Genomic DNA, 18,001 nt, shown 5'->3' on the forward strand with positions numbered 1-18,001 from the left:
AAAGACGTTTTTATAATTATGTTTCTGAAAATCAGTACTTTTCCTTTATATTTTTTCATGATTTGATTTACAATTATATTATCTATTGTTTTGGAGGAAGTTATGTTAGATAAAAAGATTTACGATGAGATATTTTCCCGTTCATTTACTATTCCCATTAAGGTGATTTACTGGGACGGAAAAGAAAAGAATTATGGACCAGAGGGCAAGTCTGATATAACGGTTAAGTTTAATGACAAGGTTCCAATTTCTGAGGTTGTCAAACATGCTACTTTGACTCTTGGTGAAGCCTACATGGATAAGAAGATTGAGATCGAAGGTTCAATTCAAAAATTGATCACTTCTGCTTATACTCAATCAGATAGTTTTATGTCTAGTTTGAAATTAAAGAAATATATTCCTAAGTTCAATCACTCTGAAGAAGGAAATAAAAAAGAGATCCAAGAACATTACGATATTGGTAATGATTTTTACAAGTTATGGTTGGATAAGACTATGACTTATTCTGCTGCTTATTTCAGAACACCAGAAGATACTTTGGAACAAGCTCAAATGAATAAAGTTCATCACATCTTGAATAAGCTAAACACTAAGCCTGGTGAAACGATTCTTGATATTGGTTGCGGTTGGGGAACAATGATGTTTACCGCTGCTAAAGAATATGGGTTGAAGGCTAAAGGTGTTACTCTTAGTCAGGAACAATATGATTACGTGAACCAAAAGATTCAAGATGAAAATCTTTCTGATCAAATGGAAGTAATGTTAGAAGACTATCGTGAAGTTACTGAAAAATTTGATCATGTGGTTTCCGTTGGTATGTTCGAACACGTTGGTAAGGATAATCTACCTGGTTATTTTGAAACTGTTAAGAAGAACTTAAAACCAAATGGGAATGCCTTGATTCACGGTATTACTGGTCAACATTATGGTGTTGGTGTCGATGCTTGGTTAGTTAAATATATCTTCCCAGGTGGCTACATTCCTGATGTTAAGGAAAATGTTGGTCACATTTTGGATGCTGGACTTCAAATCGATGACTTAGAGCCGTTACGTCGACACTATCAAAAGACAGTTGAAATTTGGGATCGTAATTTTAATAAGGTCAAAGATCAAGTTAACGAAATGTACGGTGAAAGATTCGTTCGTATGTGGGACTTGTATCTTCAAGCCTGTGCCGCTTCATTTGAAAGTGGTAATATTGATGTTATCCAATACTTGTTGACAAATGGTCCAAGTGGAACTGCTATGCCAATGACACGTGAATACATGACAGACTTAGATAAAAAGACTGCAGAATAGAGGTTAAAGTGACTTTACTTTCAAAGAGATTACAAGCCGTTTACCAAATGGTTGATAAAAATACTAGAGTAGCCGATATCGGCTCTGATCACGCATATTTACCAGTTGAATTGATTGAAACTAACATTGCTAGTTTTGCGATTGCTGGTGAAGTTGCCAAAGGACCAATGTCTCGTTCTAAAGAAGATGTTGACAAATTTGGCTTGAGTGAAAAAATCGATGTTCGTTTGGGTGACGGGTTAGCTGTCATTAACGAAAATGACAAAATTGATACCGTAGTAATTGCTGGTATGGGCGGAATTTTGATCAAAGATATTTTAACTCGTGCCACACAAGAACAATTATCCAATGTAAAAACCCTAGTTTTGCAACCCAATATTGGTGAACCACTCGTACGTCACTGGTTGGTTGATAATAATTTCAAAATCGTTGATGAAAGCATCATTGCTGAAGAACATCATGTTTACGAAATTATTAAAGCTCAGAAAGTGAATGAACCGGTTAGTTTAACCCAAGCCCAATATTTAATGGGGCCGATATTAATGCAAAAGAAAACCCCAACGTTTATTGCTAAATGGGAACATAAATTGAACAATTTTAAAAAAGCAGTAGCCAATATGCACAATGCCAAAGTCATCGATCAAGAAAAGATTGCGGCAATGAACCAAGATATTAAATATATTGAGGAGATACTATAATGGTTAAAGTTCAAGATGTTATCGAAAAAATTGAAGAAATTGCTCCATTATCAATTAAGATGGAGGGTGATCCTACTGGTTTTCAACTAGGTGACAGGAATCAAGAGATTCACCGAGTTATGACAACTTTGGATGTTCGCCCTAATGTAGTTCAAGAAGCAATCGATAAAAAGATTGATTTGATTGTGGCTCACCACCCGGTAATGTTCCACGCTGCTCATAATTTAGACTTGGCTTCACCACAAAATAAAATGTATCGTGATTTATTAGCTAATAACATTTCGGTCTATGCTAGTCATACTAACTTGGATAAAGCACATAATGGTATGAATGATTGGCTAATGGAAGAGTTAGGCTTAGAAAATGTTCGTTTTCTAGATGAAGATGATGATTATTCGATCGGTCGTATGGGAGAATTAAAAGAGCCTATGGCTTTAATTGATTTTGCTAAGAAAGTTCGTGATGATTTCAATGTTTCAAATTTACGTTATGTGAAATCAGATTTAGGACAACCGGTTCAAAAAGTTGCTGTTATCGGTGGCGATGCTGGAAAATTCTATCCAGAGGTTTTAAAAGCCGGTGCTGATACCTTTATTACTGGGGATGTTTATTATCATACAGCCCACGATATGATGGCTAATGGCTTGAATGTAATTGATCCAGGACATCATATTGAAGCAATCTTTATAAAAAAAATGGCTAATATTTTAAATGATTGGAAAAGGTCTAATAAAATTGATTTGGATATAGTACAATCAAATGTAGATACAGAACCATATAATTTTTTATAGGGAGCGTATAAAAATGGCAATAAAGTATGAAAAATTGATTCCTCGTTTTTTGGAATATGTAAAGCAAAATACTCGTTCTGACGAATATTCAGACACTGTTCCTTCAACTGAAAGACAAACAGAATTCTTGAAGAAATTAGCTGAAGAATTAATGGAAATCGGAATGAAGGATGTTAAAATTCGAAAAGTTGACTCATATTTGACAGCGGAATTGCCTTCAAATCTTGATAAAGATGTTCCAGTTTTGGGATTGATTTCTCACGTTGATACTGCTGACTTTAATTCAGAAAATATCAAACCAAAAATCGTCGAAAATTATGATGGAAGTGTTATTAAGCTAGATGAGGCTGGCAAATACACGCTTGATCCTGCAGTTTTTCCATCATTGAAGAAATACAATGGTCAAACATTGATTACTACTAGTGGTGACACTTTATTGGGTTCAGATGATAAATCTGGTGTTGCTGAAATCATCACAACAATGGAATATTTGATTAATCATCCAGAAATTAAGCATGGTAAGATCAAGATTGGACTAGGACCTGATGAAGAAATCGGTACTGGTGCTAAGAAGTTCGATGTCAAAGATTTTGGAGCTGACTTTGCTTACACAGTTGATGGTGGTCCAGTTGGACAACTTGAATTTGAAACATTCTCAGCTGCTAGTCTAAAAGTTCACATCACTGGTAAAGATGTTCACCCATCTGGTGCCAAGGGAATCATGGTCAACTCAATGTTGATTGCTAGTGAATTCCAAAGCATGTTGCCAGCTGATGAAGTTCCAGAAAAGACAGAAGGTCGTGAAGGATTCTACTTGCTCTGTGATGAACAAGGGACGATTGATCACACCGATATGTCTTATATCATTCGTGACTTTGAACGTGATGGTTTGGAGAGCCGTAAGAACAAAGTTACCGAAATCGTTAAAGAATTAAATGATAAATACGGTGCTGATACGGTAAAAATCGATATGGTCGATCAATACTACAACATGTATGAAGTTATGAAGGATCATATGGAGGTTGTTCACATTGCTGAGCAAGCTATGAAGAATCTTGGTATCGAACCTGATGAAGCTCCAGTACGTGGTGGTACAGATGGTTCAACCATTTCATTTATGGGATTGCCAACTCCTAATCTCTTTGCTGGTGGAGAGAATATGCACGGACGTTTTGAATATGTGGCTGAAGAGTCCATGGAAAAAGCTTGCGATGTAATTCTCGAAATTATCAAATTAAATAATGAACAAACTAAATAATTTTATAAAAAAGTAAATAATAGCATCTATATAGAAGTTTTCCGAAACGGAGACTCTGAATAGATGCTATTTTTGTACATTCAAAATCAATGATAATAAATGTTTTACGAAAACATAATCTCAATTCTTGATTACAAAAGCAGACTGTAATAAGATTAAAGCAGACATTTTTATAGCGTCACGGATTCCTTAGTCCTCACTAGGTCATAGGAGTTCGTGACGCTTTTTTTATGGGAAGTGAAAATTTGTTTCGAATTGTAATGCAACATATTCAAGGTAAGGCAAGGTTAAGTTTCTTTTTTGCTCCCTTGATCATGTTAGGAGAGGTTTTTTGTGATTTACAGCAGCCGACCTTGATGTCTAAAATTATTGACCAAGGTTTAGCTAAAGGTGATTTGGGATATGTAATCCATAATGCATTATTAATGACTATGTTTGCAGTCCTAGGATTAATTTTTGGTGGCAGTTGTGGTGCTTTAGGAAGTTTTGCTTCTTTAAAGATGGGAGAGTCGTTAAGAAGCCATCTTTTAGACGTAGCGTTAAACGACCTTCAACCAAAGAGTTTATCACCAGCTACTTTGATAACTAGAATTACTAATGATGTTACGCAAATGCAAAATTTAGTCATGATGGTAACAAGAGGGTTGGTACGTTCTCCTATGTTACTGTTTGGCGGAATTGTTATGTCAATCATCATTTGTCCTGATTTGGCTCCAATACTGGGAATAATAATGCCTTTTTTGATTATTTTTTTAATAATTGTTGTTCGTAGAAGTATTCCCAAATATACCCGGATGCAGCAATCAGTTGATGCTGTCAATCGAGTGATGCGAGAAAATCTTCAAGGTGCTAAGACAATCAAAGCCTATGTTTTAGAAAATCATCAGTTACAACAATTTACTGAACAGAATAAAAAATTGCAGCAAAATAGTCAATTAGCTTCATTAGCCACTGTTATATTATCGCCGGTCATTCAATTGATGCTAAATATTGGTGTTATTGTCGCTATTGGCTACGGTGGTAGTTTAGCAATCAGTAATACGATCAGTGACGGTCAGATTATTGCTTTTGTAAACTACATGATTCAAATCACAACAGCTATGATTCAAACAGTTAATATTATTACAGCCTTTTCACGAGCAATCACTAGTTCGAGTAGAGTTCAAGATATTTTGAATCTTGAAACTAATGAACGAGTAGTTATGCATGCAGAAAAAATGCCTTCGAATAGTGATATTGAATTTAAGAATGTGAGTTTTGGTTTTAATAATAGTAAACCAATTTTGAATGAAATTAATTTTAAAATCGGAGATGGACAATGGTTAGGGATTATTGGAGAAACTGGTTCTGGAAAGAGTTCACTAATTAATCTTTTGACTCGAAAATACGATGATTATCGAGGTCAAATTAAGGTTGGTGGAGTAGATATTAAAAAATTGTCACTAAATGATTTGCATCGAAAAATTGCCGTAGCTCTTCAAGATTCCTTGCTTTTTTCGGGAAATATTTTAGGTAATTTAACTTATGGAAAGTCCGATGCTTCTAAAGCTGCCTTAAAACAAGCTAGCCAAACATCAATGAGTAGTGAGTTTATTGAACAATTACCCGACAAATATCAAGCTTCAGTTGAACAAGCTGGAAAAAATTTCTCGGGTGGTCAACGCCAAAGATTGAACATCGCTCGTGCTTTGGTAATGCAATCTGACATTTTAGTATTGGATGATGCTACTAGTGCAGTCGATCAAACAACGAATGCTTTAATCAAGCAAAGATTAGAGAAATTACGCCAAAATAAAACTACATTAATAGTTTCTCAACGAGTAACTAATATTATGGATTGTGATAAAATCTTAGTTTTACAAGATGGACAAATAACAGCTCTGGGAACGCATCAACAGTTGCTGCAGCAATCCCAATTTTATCGTCAATTAGTTCAAACACAGATGGGAGATGTTGATTTTGGACATGCATAAAAGGGCTCCGAGAAATATTCATCCACAAAAGGTTAACTTAGACAATTGGCAAGCAACTATTAAAAGAATGTGGAATTACTTGTCGAATTATCGTTGGAAGCTATTACTAGTATTTGGATTAACAATAATAACAACATCAGTTACGATTGTTGGTAATCGAATGAATGGGATTATCGTTGACCAATATATTGATAAAAATCGTTTACGAGCACTGATTACAGTATGTATTTTCCTAGCGATTATTTACTTTGTTTCTAGTATTTTTACGTATTTTCAAAATTCAATCATTATAAAAGTGGCTCAAGCAACGAGTAATCAAATAAGACAAGATGTTTTTGGCAATTTACAACGGCTGCCTATGAAATATTTTGATACTCACGATAATGGAGATATTATGAGTCGCTTGACTAATGATGTAGATAATATCAATACTGCTTTGATGCAAAGCTTTGTCCAATTATTTACGGGGATAATCAGTGTAATCGGCATGGGATTAGCAATGTTGATTTTGTCACCGATACTTACGTTGATTGCTATTCTTAGTACAGTTGCGACGTATTTGTTTTCTAAAGGTATTGCGAAACTAACTCAGAAAGCTTTTTTAACTCAGCAAGAGTCATTGGGAAAGTTAAATACTCAAATTGAAGAAACTGTTTCCGGTAAGCAATTAGTTCAGCTGTTTAATCATACAAGCATTACTTTGAATGAGTTTGATCAAGTAAATTCTCAATATACTAGAGCAGCATTTAAGGCTCAAGCATTATCTTCAATTATTGGTCCATTTAATAACATGACTAATAACATTGCCTATCTATTGATTACAGCCGTTGGTGCAATTTCAATTATTGGTGGTTTTGGTAATATTACCGTAGGAATTATCTTTACCTTCCTAATTTATTTACGTAACTTTACTGGTCCTATAAATAATGTTTTAAATTTGATCAATACATTACAGCTTTCTTTAGCAAGTGCGCAACGTGTTTTTCAGTTGATTGATGAAGAGCCAGAAAAAGATAGTCAAGATTCTATCGGTTTGCCTAGCGCTATAGGACATGTAGAATTTGAGGACGTTTATTTTGCCTATGATAAAAAATTGATTTTGAAAGATATTAATATAGTTGCCGATCCTGGAAAAGTGATTGCTTTAGTTGGACCAACGGGAGCCGGGAAAACGACTATAATGAACTTATTGACCAATCTGTACCCTTTACAAAAAGGACGAATTCTTTTGGATGGGCATGATGTGACCAAGATTAGACGACATGATCTGCGTCATTTAGTAACAGTCGTTCAACAAGAATCATTTCTATTCAATTTAAGCATTCGTGAAAACATCCGTTTAGGTAGACCAAATGCTAGTGATGAAGAGGTCATAAGTGCGGCAAAGGCTGCTAACGCTGACAAATTTATTGAACAACTGCCTAATGGATATGAAACAATTTTGAGTGAAAATGCTAGTCAATTATCACAAGGCCAGCGTCAACTTCTGAGTATTGCTAGAGCCTTTATTGCCAAGTCTCCGGTCTTAGTTTTGGATGAAGCAACGGCCTCGATTGATAGTCAAACCGAAGTAGATGTTCAAAATGCTATGACTACTTTGATGAAAGATAAAACTAGTTTTGTGATTGCCCATCGTCTGTCAACGATTAAAAATGCAGATAAAATTTTGGTAATTGATCATGGTCAAATAATTGAAAGAGGTACGCATCAAGAATTATTAGCCAAACAAGGATTTTATGCGCAAATGTATAATAGTCAATTTGATTAATCTAATAATCAGTATTTTCAAATGTTTTTGATTGTGAGATAATTTAACTACTTTTTAATAAGGGAGAAAATAACTATGCCATTAGTACATATTGATTTGATTGCAGGCCGTTCAGAAGAACAATTAAGAGGAATGGTTAAAGATGTTACAGCTGCTATTGTTAAGAACACAGGTGCTCCAGCTGAACACGTTCATGTTGTCTTGAATGAAATGGAAAAAGAACATTACGCAGTTGGTGGTGTTTTGAAGAGCGACGAAAAATAAGCTTGATACTCTCAATTTATTGCTAAGAGAAATTTTACAGCTAAGCCAATTTTCTTCGCTATTCCGGACTAGATAGTGATTCTATTTTTAATATCAACAAACTAATAGCATCTATTTAGATTATCGCAATCTGAATAGATGTTATTTTTTAGTTAATAACGTATTGCACACAACTTATTTTAATTTATCTTATGTAACCTTGACACGCTTTTTTGACTAGTTGACAATGAATGAGTCATTAATGGAAGGTGAATCATGTTAGAATCTGTTTTTCCCAACAAAGAATTAACTCAAGAACAACAGGCTGTTTTCAATCAAATTATGGAATTCAGTCAAAATAACTTACAAAGCGGTAAAAAGGGTGTATTTCAGTTAAATGGAGATGCTGGTACTGGCAAGAGTGTTATTTTAACGAAATTATTTTTAGAGATGGAAAAAAGACATCAAACTAATAATTACTTTTTGGTAAATCATCCTGAATTATTAAAGGTCTATCAGGCAAACGCTGGGCAGTTTAAAGAATTGCGAAAGAATCGTTTTTTGCGACCAACCAGTTTTATCAATACGATGCATAAAAAGCAGCAAACAGCTGATATAGTCATAATTGACGAAGCACATTTGTTATTGAGTGAAAGTGATAACTACAATAATTTCCACCAAAAAAATCAATTGGAAGAAATCATCAAATTAAGTAAGATCGTAATCTTAGTTTACGACCAACGGCAAGTTTTGAAATTAAAGAGTTATTGGTCGCAGTCATTATTAGATCGCATTGTATCTGAACAAAAAGTACAATTTGCGAGCGCTACTTTGAAAACACAAATGCGAATGCAAGCACCGGAAAGGGTAGTCAATTGGATCGATAATTTAACAATCAATAATAAATTATTACCTCTGAAAAATCACGATGATTATTTGACTATGAATACTGAGTATGATTTTCGTGTTTATGATGATGCTCAAAAAATGTATCAAGAACTAAAGAAGAAAAATAATGAGTTAGGAGAGTGCCGGATCGTTGCTACGGCTGACTATCCATCGACTTTGGATGGTAAAAAGCATTTTGTCAACGAAGGGAAGTTCCACTTGCCCTGGGATCAATATAACTACGATCAAACGACTTGGGCTCAAAAGCCAGAAACAATCAATGAGATCGGTTCAATGTATACCGTACAAGGCTTTGACTTGCAGTATGTGGCCGTTATTATAGGACCAACGGTAACTTATGCTGGCAATAAAAAAATTAAGGTAGATGCGAAAAAATACGAGGATCGTGAAGCATTTAAAAATCGACATGATAGTGATTTAAAAAATATTGATCAAATTAAACGTGAATTGATACTTAATTCTATCAATATTTTGTTAAAACGGGGCATAAAAGGCTGTTTTGTTTATTTTCACGATTCTGAAATTTTTGAAACTTTAAAAAACCAATAGTAAATTATTGGCTTTTTTTATAATTCATCAGTAATAATAAATGTTTTACGAAAACATACATCAAAAAAACAAAACAAAAAAGCGACCATCATACGACAATCGCTCAAATTAATAAATATTAACATTGTTTATTGGTGTAATTTAATATATTCCTTAACAGTTTTTAGTTCGTCTGTAGTAGGCTCATACTCACCAGATTTTAAGTTGTGAACACGTTCAACTGATAGATGACTTTCAAAAGCAAATTGTGTATCAGTCATATCTTTATCTTTTTCGTACTGAATAATCATTTCAGAAATGTTTGGTTTATCCATAAAAATACCTCCAATAATATATAATTTTGATTTAAAAGACTGTCCATCTAGTTAAGGGCCAATAACGCCATTTGACTTCACCAATAACGCTCTTTTTATTGATGAATCCGATAATACGACTATCCTTAGAAACAGTTCGATGATCTCCCATTACAAAATAGGTGCCCGCTGGAACTTTATTAGTCTTCTTAATTTTATTTAGATAAGAACTACTGTATCGTTGTTGCCATTCAGGGGAGTTCTTAGCTAAGGAACTTAATGTGAAATTATAGGTATAACTATAAGGCTTGCCTGCATAAAGACTAGTATCTGGTTCTTTGACCTTCTTACCAGCATCGAGGAAGTCCTCTTTATATAGTTTACCATTAATATAAATTTTATTATTCTTAGAAACGACTGTATCTCCAGGTAAACCAATGATTCTCTTAATATAAAAAGTATTAGCTTCATCAGGAGCCTTCAGAACAATCACATCTCCACGTGAAAGTTTTGAATGTCTAGTAGCAATTACTTTATCTCCATTTTCAAAAGTCGGCTGCATGGAAGGACCGGAAACCCTATCATTTGAGAGGATAAACTTAAAACCTAAGAAGAAGACAGCATAGATAGCAATCGTCAATGCGATGGTTTGCAACCAAAATTTCCAACCGCTCTCTTCATCTTTTTTGGGCTGCCGTCTTTTATTATTTTCTGCCATATTTCACCTCGTACATGTACTACTTAAGATATTACACTTTTTCCAAATTATTGGAAATAATTGTCTTGCTTTTGTCAATAAAATTTAATTTAATCTGCAATAAAGTGTAAGGGCAGTACAGCTCAATTACTTTAAGTTTACCGCATTTTTTAGTAATATAGTCACAATTAAGTAGCAAATTATTCTGGGGGCAAAATATGAATTACATAGATGGACTAAGACAAGATACTGCTCAATTACCAAATGGCATGGTTTTTAATGCTCGCATCAAATTTATGGAACGTATCTGTCAAGCGTTGTTAAATAAGAAATTGCCACGCTATCATTTTCCGCAGTTGCAGTTATCTGAAGATGAGATCAAGGCTTATATGGAAAATAATATTCAATTAGACGAAATTGAGTACCAAGCTATGTCAGCACATTTAGAAGAATTCGACCACGATTTAGGAGAGTTTAGGACTTACTTACAGACACGTTTTGGCTATTGGGCCACTATTACTCAGGACTTTGTAGAACAATTTCCTGAATTATTTCCTAATCAAGTCTTTTTAGAACTAATGGCTGGTAATGGTTATCTTTCTAAGGGATTGCGTGATCTAGGAATGAAATCTTATTGTACCGATGATTTGAGTTGGACAAAACATGATCAGACTGGCAATCAAAAAGTCACTGAAGTCGAATCATTGGATGCCTTAGCGGCTTTAGAAAAATATGGTACGAATATTGATACAGTTCTTCTTGCCTGGAGCCCTGATCGAGAAGATATTGATTATCGTGTTTTACAAAAGGTTCGGGAATTAAATGTTAATTTCCTTGTCATTGGTGAAAAATATGGAGCTACTAATAGTAAAGAGTTTTGGGACAATGCTGAGTTGGTTGAAGATCCACGAATTGATGAATTGAACAAATACTATTCCAGATATGATTTAGTACATGATCAAGTTTATTTAGTTAAATAATCCTTATAAAAGGTTGGAGCAAAATTGTTCCAGCCTTGTTTGGTTCTTTAGTGTAAAATAAGATACCAGTAAGATTAATTATTTAGGTGGTTTCAAATGAAAAAAATAATTTCTAGTATTGTTATCTTTTTGATAATACTTTTAACTGGAGTTGCCATTTCTAAGAGCGATTCTATAAAATACAACAATACGATGAACCGACTAGGGATGAGCGATGATGCCTTAGTCTTGAAAACTAAATCAAAGAAAAACTTAATAACCGCGGTTTCTGAGTTATCTAAGAAAAAGACTTCGAGTTATCAAATGATTTTCTTTGAAAAAAGCAATAGTGATGTTGGTTATATTTATGGTCATAATAAATTTAATAAGCTTCCTTTAACAAGCGGTCGTTATTTTTCGAAAGAAGATTTTACTTCTCAAATTCCCTTTGCAGTTCAAGGTAAAACTTCAGAAATTGAGACTTATAAGCCGCAAAGTCAAGCCTACATCAAAGTTGATAATCACTATATCTCAGTAATTGGTAATACTGGTTTCGATGGGGCAAATATTCTAAATTCCCAAACGTTGATTTCGTTATCTCCTAATCAACCCAAATCTAAGTATCATTTGAATCAAGTTACCACAGTTATTGACGGTAATGCTTTATCCAACAAGGAGAGTTTGGCAAAAATCAAAAAGACCCTACACGTTAAATCGACTCACAAATATGTTCCACAAACTGATGATTTTACTAATGTGGATGCTACAAATAATGGTGAATTATACATGGTTGGAATCGTCTTACTATTCTTTTTGATCGTGGCAGTTGATTTTTACATTTTAGTGCCATTGAAATTTGATCTATCTAGATCTCATTTGACAGGTGATTTAAAAAATAATTATCGAAATGGTTTGATGATTAGATATTTGATTTATACATTGATTCCATATGCTCTTGGATTTACAGCAGTTCATTGGAAAATCGTTATCATCAGTCACAATACATTCAATTTGTTCATGACAGTTTCAGTCTTGATTACAATTTTGATAGGTTTGTCACAAATATTCTTTACTAAACGGAGTGATCAGTAATAATGAAAGTCGATTTAAGTAATGACTTTAAAGAAAAATATCGTAATTTAATGGGGGATAGAGCCGAAAAATTATTTTCTGCTATTCAAGAGGACAGTCAAGATGCCTTTCGTTTGAATCCATTGAAAGCTAATTATCGAAATGTTGTCTACTCCTTGGATAAACCGATTGAATACAGTTCAATTGGTTATTATGGCGATATCAATGGTAATTCGATCGACCATATATCGGGATATGTTTACAGTCAAGAACCTAGTGCCATGTATGTAACAGAAATTCTTGATCCTACTAAAGACGATAAGGTTTTAGATTTATGTGCGGCTCCTGGTAGTAAAACAACCTATATAGCCTCAAAAATGGCCTCTCAGGGACTTTTGGTCAGCAATGAGATTAATTCTAAGCGAGCTAAGGTATTATCCTCTAACATTGAAAGAATGGGAATTACTAATACCGTTGTAACTAATAATTCTCCTAAAGATTTTGAAAAGAAATTCAATAACTTCTTTGATAAAATTTTGGTCGATGCTCCATGTTCTGGCGAAGGGATGTTTAGAAAAGATCCTGAATCTACTCAATACTGGTCACTAGACTATGTTGAACAATGTGCCAATCGTCAGCAGCATATTTTAGATTCGACGTATAAATTGTTGGACAATGGTGGTACATTGGTTTACTCGACTTGTACTTTTTCTCCAGAAGAAAATGAACAAAACATCGATTGGTTCTTGAAGAAGTATCCTGATATGCATTTAGTTGAAGTTAAAAAATATACTGGCATGGAAGATGGTCGCCCAGAGTGGGGTAATAATAATCCTGAATTAACAAAGGCCTTACGAATGTTTCCTGACCAATTCAACGGTGAAGGTCATTTCATGTGCAAGATGGTTAAAGACGGCGAAAAGTCAGAGCCAAAAGAACGTCAAATCAACACGGGTTTGAAAAAAGATGATCTTAAATTCGTAAATAAATTTGCTGAAACTAATTTGACTACTTTATCTGAAAATAACTGGTTAAAAATCAATGATTTCTTGTATCAAGCAGCTAGTCTAGATAACCGTTTCAAAGGATTGCATATTTTACGTAATGGTTTAAAACTTGGTGAATTCAAAAAAAATAGATTTGAGCCCGACATCGCTTGGATGTTAGCACTCAAACCTAGTGAATTAAAAACGGTTTTTGAATTGAATCAAGAACAATATGAGAAATATTTGCATGGTGAATCGGTGATTTTGAGTCAACGTCCAGAATTTGACAACAAATGGATTGGTCTTTCTTTCGAAGGTAAACTATTTAGTTGGGGACGTTATAGTAATCAGCAAATAAAAAACGTCTATCCAAAAGGATTAAGACGTTAAAAGTTAATATGACGTTGTTTCATATAATTAATTAAGTTCCCGTCAAAAATGATGGGGGCTTTTTTGATATCCTCAATTGATTTAGCACCGATAGCGGCCATTATCAATTTGAGTTGTTTGACAAATTCAGTGAAGAAAATTTCTGTTTCGCCCAAAGAATACTTCTGTAGATGATGCAAAACTAAACCTGACATACCAACGCTACTAGCGCCCATACGGATAGCTTTGATAACATCCATCGGTGTTCTGATACCACCAGAAGCAAAAATGGTCAGATTATTTTGATAGCTTCTTGATTCTAAAAGTGACTCAACTGTTGAAAGCGAGAATCGATCTAAATAAGTTAAATCTAATTCATGATTTCGTTCACTTTCAATTTGAGCAAAATCAGTGCCACCAAAACCTGAAATATCAACATTTTTAACGCCGATATTGAATAATTGCGAAAGATTCTCTTGAGATATTCCAAAACCAACTTCCTTAACAATAACAGGAACAGTTACGCTATCGACGATTTCTTTAATGTGATCCATCCAGAAAAATTCTTGGTCTCCTTCTGGCATGGCTAACTCTTGTAAAGCGTTAAGATGAATTTGTAATGCATCGGCTTTTAGAAGGTCGATTGCAGTTTGTGCCTGTTGGGCATTGACTTTGGCTGAAACGTTAGCAATCACAAAGCCATTTGGATTGTGTTCTCGCAAGGTAGTAAATGATGCCTTAGTTTCTTCTGGCAAACGCAAGTAGACACCCATTGAGCCACTAGAAACAGGAATGTTTAATTTGGCTGCTAATTGTGACAATTCAGTATTGAATTTATGGGATGGTCTAGAGCCACCAGTGATAGCATTAAAGTAAATTGGTAAGGACATTTTCCTACCTAAGAAGTCAGTCGTTAGGTCGATGTTGTTTACCTTTAATTCCGGTAGGGCATTATGAAGAAGGCGAACCCTGTCGAAGTCGGCGAAGGATTCGTCTGTAAAAAATTTTTCAGCTAAGAAAAGATGTTCAACTTTACGTTGCATTTGTGCATCTTGTTTAGGCATGAGCAATTGTGTCTCCAATTTTTAAAGTCAGTGGGGTAATCCCAACTTGTTGCCATTCTTTCTTTAATTCATTTACATCAAGATTCATGTCGCTTAAAACGATTCCGCAATCGCCACCACCGGCACCGGAAGTTTTGGCAGAACCTCCTAATTTTTCGGCAATATCACAAAGTTTAGTTAAGAGTTCTGTTTCAATGTGAACATCGCTGAATTCAGCTAAATCAGCTAATAAATTGCGATACTTGCTAAAAGTTTCCTTGATAAGACTAGAATTATTAGTCTTAAATCCGTCAATCAATTTTTCAACGTTTTGACGACTAGCATGAAGGAAATTTTGATATTTCTCAACTTTTTGAGCTTTAGTCAAAGCAATTCGATCAACTAGAATAGATGTTGAAGCAGGTGAACCTGTCCAGCCAACTGTTAGTTCCAGATTGTCTGGAAGATTTAAGCTTTGAATTTTTAATTCGGGCCAATCTAGCGACAAGATTTCAGTGATACTGTGATTTCTTACCATATTAAAAATCCAGTTACGATCAGGTGAATAGTAAGCCACAATGCCACCAAAAGCACTAGCAGCAATATCACCTAAGCTACCATTTCCCTGAACCGATAGGTGAGAGATAGCAGAGATTTTGTAAATATCCATTGCTGATAAGCCCAAGTGATAAAAATCACCTAAAGTCTTCACAACAGCAACGGTAACTGCGGCAGACGATCCTAAGCCGAATTTCTTACCATCAGCGGAATCTAACTCACTAGTTACTAATAAGTCATAATAACTCAACTTAGTTCCGCACTCTAAAGCATATCTTTCAACGAATTTGATTGCAGCCAAGATATATTGCAATTGGCTTTCAGAGTCATCGAAAACCAATTCCGTTCCTTGACGATTCCAGTGAATCAATTCTTTATTGAGATTTTTTGATTGGATTGTTCCACCATTTTTAGCTTTATTAATGGTGACAGTCACATATTTATTGACAGAAGTCAAAACTGCGGGAAATCCTGTTTCAACGACCGCATACTCCCCAGCTAAATATAGTTTTCCAGGTGCTTTTCCTGTAGACAAAAATATCATACCTTTCAATTTATATCAGATGTATTCAATTCCGTGACCAATGTTGGCAACGACAGTCGTTACATTTGATAGTTGTTGTTCGATGTATGTTTGAACCCTTTGAATTGATTCTTTCGTACATATTATTTTAACATTTGGACCAGCATCAATTGTAGCATACGCGAAAATCCCTTTTTGACGAATTTCCTTAATTAATTGAAATATCCGAATTGTGTCTGGTGCAAAATAAGTGAACGAAGGATTAGCAGACAAGGTCAAAGCATGCATACTCATTGCATTGTGTTCGGAAATCTCTCCGATTTTTTGTAAATCTTTTTGAGCAATTGCTTGCTTAATTTCTTTTATCTCTGAAGACACAAGTGTAACCCAATTTGAGTAAAAAGGGGAGGTTTTTACACTATTTTCCATGCCGACAGTCGAAGAAACTTTTTTACTGTGTTGATTAATTACAACCGATAGTAAGGTTAAGTCAATGTCTGGGGTTTCGTCAATGGGCACAGCAAAAGAAGACTCATTATCAAAACCAGCGATCCATTCAACAAAACCACCGTAAATTGACCGACTGGCAGAACCTGAGCCATTTCTAGCTAAAATTGAAAGTTGTTTTTTATCAAGATTTAATTGTTTAGTTTCATTGATAGCACCGGCTAAAGCAGCAAATCCAGAGGCAGATGAAGCGAAACCAGCGGAAGTCGGCACATGATTGGTGGTATTGATTTGAAAATGATCATCAAACGAGTACATTTGTCTGACATTATCCAAATAATTACGAATTCTTTTACTTTCGGAATCATTTAATAATTGGTCATTTAAGGTAATAATGTCTTTATCATTATCGATAGTTGTAGCAAGCGTATCGGTATAAAATTTATCTAAAGTTAATGACAAACTATTTGTGCAGGGAAGTTTGAGCTGTTTGTTTTTTTTACCCCAATATTTAATTAAAGCAATGTTTGTATAAGCACGCGCCGTTCTAGTCAATTTCTGAATCCTCCGCATAAATTGATAGTGGTTGAATCCAAGTTTGTTCCGCTCCATTTTTAACGAGAGCTTTTTGAATCATTTGGGCATTAGTTAAATTACGGGCTAAGCATATAATGCAGCCACCACGACCACCACCAGTGATTTTACTGCCTAATGAACCAGCATGATTTGCTGCATCGATTAATTTGTCAGTTTTGGGAATTGCCAAATCCAATTTAGTTAATATTTCATTGGCTAAAGAAAATACCAAACCTAATTGCTTCAAATTGCCTTGATTTAAATATCGATTTGCATCGGCTGCATAGTCACCCAATTGCTTTAAGTATGCACCAACGACTTTAGTATTTTCATCGTACATTTTTTTGACGTCAGCGACAGTTTCTTTGGTTTTGCCTTTGACACCTGAATCGGCAATCACGATGAAACCTTCTGAATTAAATGTAAAAGCCTTTGGAGCTTCGTCTTTACTGAACTTAATTGGATATTCTGAACTAACCGTTAAAGCATCTAAACCGCTAGCTTTACCATGAGTGACAGTTTCTGACTTGTTAACGTAGTTTAATAATGTCTGGTGATCAAGTTCTTGATCAAAAAAGTCAAAAAAGGCTCTCGTAATAGCACAAGCAATGGCAGCCGATGAACCCATTCCACGTTCAATGGGCAATCCACTGTCGATACTGATCGTGTAATTAATGTGATCAGTGTTCATTTTGTCATCTAATAGACCAATTAAAAATTTAACTCCAGCTAAAGAGTCTGGAATTTGGTCGATTTTTCCAGCATAGTACTTGGAGATCAAAGAATTGTTCTCACTTTGTTTTATTTTTACAATCACCGGTGTACTCAATAATGGAATGGCAAATGCGGGGTAACCATAAACTACCGCATGTTCTCCCATAATTATTGTTTTTCCGTGACTTTTTCCTATTCCTTTAAGCACATGCTCACCTCAGTTTCTCTAAGTATTTATTTTATACATCTATTGTGATGATTTCCACTTTATGGCAGT

Annotated in this window: 17 protein-coding genes; 11 read left to right on the forward strand and 6 right to left on the reverse strand. The window is 34.7% G+C overall.

Features of this window, described 5'->3' with window-relative positions; all coding sequences use genetic code 11:
* Window positions 1-102: 102 nt before the first annotated feature.
* From FFM65_RS03140 to FFM65_RS03175, 8 genes are all read left to right on the forward strand, one after another.
* On the forward strand, window positions 103-1,299 hold the full coding sequence (locus FFM65_RS03140; protein ID WP_119317626.1) for an SAM-dependent methyltransferase: 1,197 nt from the start codon (window positions 103-105) through the stop codon (window positions 1,297-1,299).
* 8 nt (window positions 1,300-1,307) lie between these two features.
* The gene (locus FFM65_RS03145) at window positions 1,308-1,997 is read left to right on the forward strand and encodes a tRNA (adenine(22)-N(1))-methyltransferase (RefSeq protein WP_119317625.1); all 690 of its coding nucleotides are present in this window, start codon (window positions 1,308-1,310) and stop codon (window positions 1,995-1,997) included.
* Window positions 1,997-2,788: a Nif3-like dinuclear metal center hexameric protein gene (locus tag FFM65_RS03150; RefSeq protein ID WP_119317624.1), complete on the forward strand. Its 792-nt coding sequence runs from the start codon at window positions 1,997-1,999 to the stop codon at window positions 2,786-2,788. Before FFM65_RS03145 ends, FFM65_RS03150 begins: the two co-directional genes overlap by 1 nt.
* Window positions 2,789-2,801: 13 nt before the next feature.
* Window positions 2,802-4,046 (forward strand): peptidase T, encoded by a 1,245-nt coding sequence (gene pepT, locus FFM65_RS03155; RefSeq protein WP_119317623.1) that lies wholly within the window; start codon window positions 2,802-2,804, stop codon window positions 4,044-4,046.
* A gap of 245 nt (window positions 4,047-4,291) precedes the next feature.
* Window positions 4,292-6,019: an ABC transporter ATP-binding protein gene (locus FFM65_RS03160; protein ID WP_119317770.1), complete on the forward strand. Its 1,728-nt coding sequence runs from the start codon at window positions 4,292-4,294 to the stop codon at window positions 6,017-6,019.
* Window positions 6,012-7,787, forward strand: coding sequence for an ABC transporter ATP-binding protein (locus FFM65_RS03165; RefSeq protein WP_371851271.1), 1,776 nt, complete (start codon window positions 6,012-6,014; stop codon window positions 7,785-7,787). The genes FFM65_RS03160 and FFM65_RS03165 overlap by 8 nt, the downstream gene beginning before the upstream one ends.
* Before the next feature lie 69 nt (window positions 7,788-7,856).
* Entirely contained in the window at window positions 7,857-8,051 is a 195-nt protein-coding gene (gene thmT / locus FFM65_RS03170) for a 2-hydroxymuconate tautomerase (RefSeq protein ID WP_255311479.1), read from the forward strand.
* Between the two features lie 255 nt (window positions 8,052-8,306).
* Window positions 8,307-9,488, forward strand: coding sequence for a DUF2075 domain-containing protein (locus FFM65_RS03175; RefSeq protein WP_119317621.1), 1,182 nt, complete (start codon window positions 8,307-8,309; stop codon window positions 9,486-9,488).
* Window positions 9,489-9,616: 128 nt separating this feature from the next.
* On the opposite strand, the gene FFM65_RS03180 is transcribed toward FFM65_RS03175, so the two are convergent.
* Window positions 9,617-9,802 (reverse strand): LBP_cg2779 family protein, encoded by a 186-nt coding sequence (locus tag FFM65_RS03180; protein WP_119317620.1) that lies wholly within the window; start codon window positions 9,800-9,802, stop codon window positions 9,617-9,619.
* A gap of 31 nt (window positions 9,803-9,833) precedes the next feature.
* On the reverse strand, window positions 9,834-10,499 hold the full coding sequence (lepB, locus tag FFM65_RS03185; protein WP_059074712.1) for a signal peptidase I: 666 nt from the start codon (window positions 10,497-10,499) through the stop codon (window positions 9,834-9,836).
* 197 nt (window positions 10,500-10,696) lie between these two features.
* Here lepB and FFM65_RS03190 point away from each other — a divergent pair, with 197 nt between their 5' ends.
* The 3 genes from FFM65_RS03190 to FFM65_RS03200 all read left to right on the forward strand — a co-directional run bounded on the left by FFM65_RS03190 (window position 10,697) and on the right by FFM65_RS03200 (window position 13,884).
* Window positions 10,697-11,458 carry a hypothetical protein gene (locus FFM65_RS03190; protein ID WP_119317619.1) on the forward strand — a complete coding sequence of 254 codons (762 nt, stop codon included), beginning with the start codon at window positions 10,697-10,699 and terminating at the stop codon, window positions 11,456-11,458.
* A 96-nt stretch (window positions 11,459-11,554) separates the two neighbouring features.
* On the forward strand, window positions 11,555-12,529 hold the full coding sequence (locus FFM65_RS03195) for a hypothetical protein (protein WP_119317618.1): 975 nt from the start codon (window positions 11,555-11,557) through the stop codon (window positions 12,527-12,529).
* Between the two features lie 2 nt (window positions 12,530-12,531).
* The gene (locus FFM65_RS03200; RefSeq protein WP_119317617.1) at window positions 12,532-13,884 is read left to right on the forward strand and encodes an RsmF rRNA methyltransferase first C-terminal domain-containing protein; all 1,353 of its coding nucleotides are present in this window, start codon (window positions 12,532-12,534) and stop codon (window positions 13,882-13,884) included.
* Here the strand turns inward: FFM65_RS03200 and fni are convergent.
* From fni to mvk, 4 genes are read right to left on the reverse strand one after another with little or no spacing between them, the layout of a single operon-like run.
* Window positions 13,881-14,927 (reverse strand): type 2 isopentenyl-diphosphate Delta-isomerase, encoded by a 1,047-nt coding sequence (gene fni / locus FFM65_RS03205; protein WP_119317616.1) that lies wholly within the window; start codon window positions 14,925-14,927, stop codon window positions 13,881-13,883. The genes FFM65_RS03200 and fni overlap by 4 nt on opposite strands.
* Window positions 14,920-15,999, reverse strand: a complete 1,080-nt coding sequence (locus FFM65_RS03210; protein WP_162897899.1) for a phosphomevalonate kinase — start codon at window positions 15,997-15,999, stop codon at window positions 14,920-14,922. The genes fni and FFM65_RS03210 overlap by 8 nt, the downstream gene beginning before the upstream one ends.
* Before the next feature lie 24 nt (window positions 16,000-16,023).
* Window positions 16,024-16,989, reverse strand: coding sequence for a diphosphomevalonate decarboxylase (gene mvaD, locus FFM65_RS03215; RefSeq protein ID WP_119317614.1), 966 nt, complete (start codon window positions 16,987-16,989; stop codon window positions 16,024-16,026).
* Window positions 16,982-17,932 (reverse strand): mevalonate kinase, encoded by a 951-nt coding sequence (gene mvk / locus FFM65_RS03220; RefSeq protein WP_119317613.1) that lies wholly within the window; start codon window positions 17,930-17,932, stop codon window positions 16,982-16,984. The genes mvaD and mvk overlap by 8 nt, the downstream gene beginning before the upstream one ends.
* Between the last annotated feature and the right edge of the window lie 69 nt (window positions 17,933-18,001).

The organism is Companilactobacillus formosensis (assembly GCF_005405305.1).
GTDB lineage: Bacteria > Bacillota > Bacilli > Lactobacillales > Lactobacillaceae > Companilactobacillus > Companilactobacillus formosensis.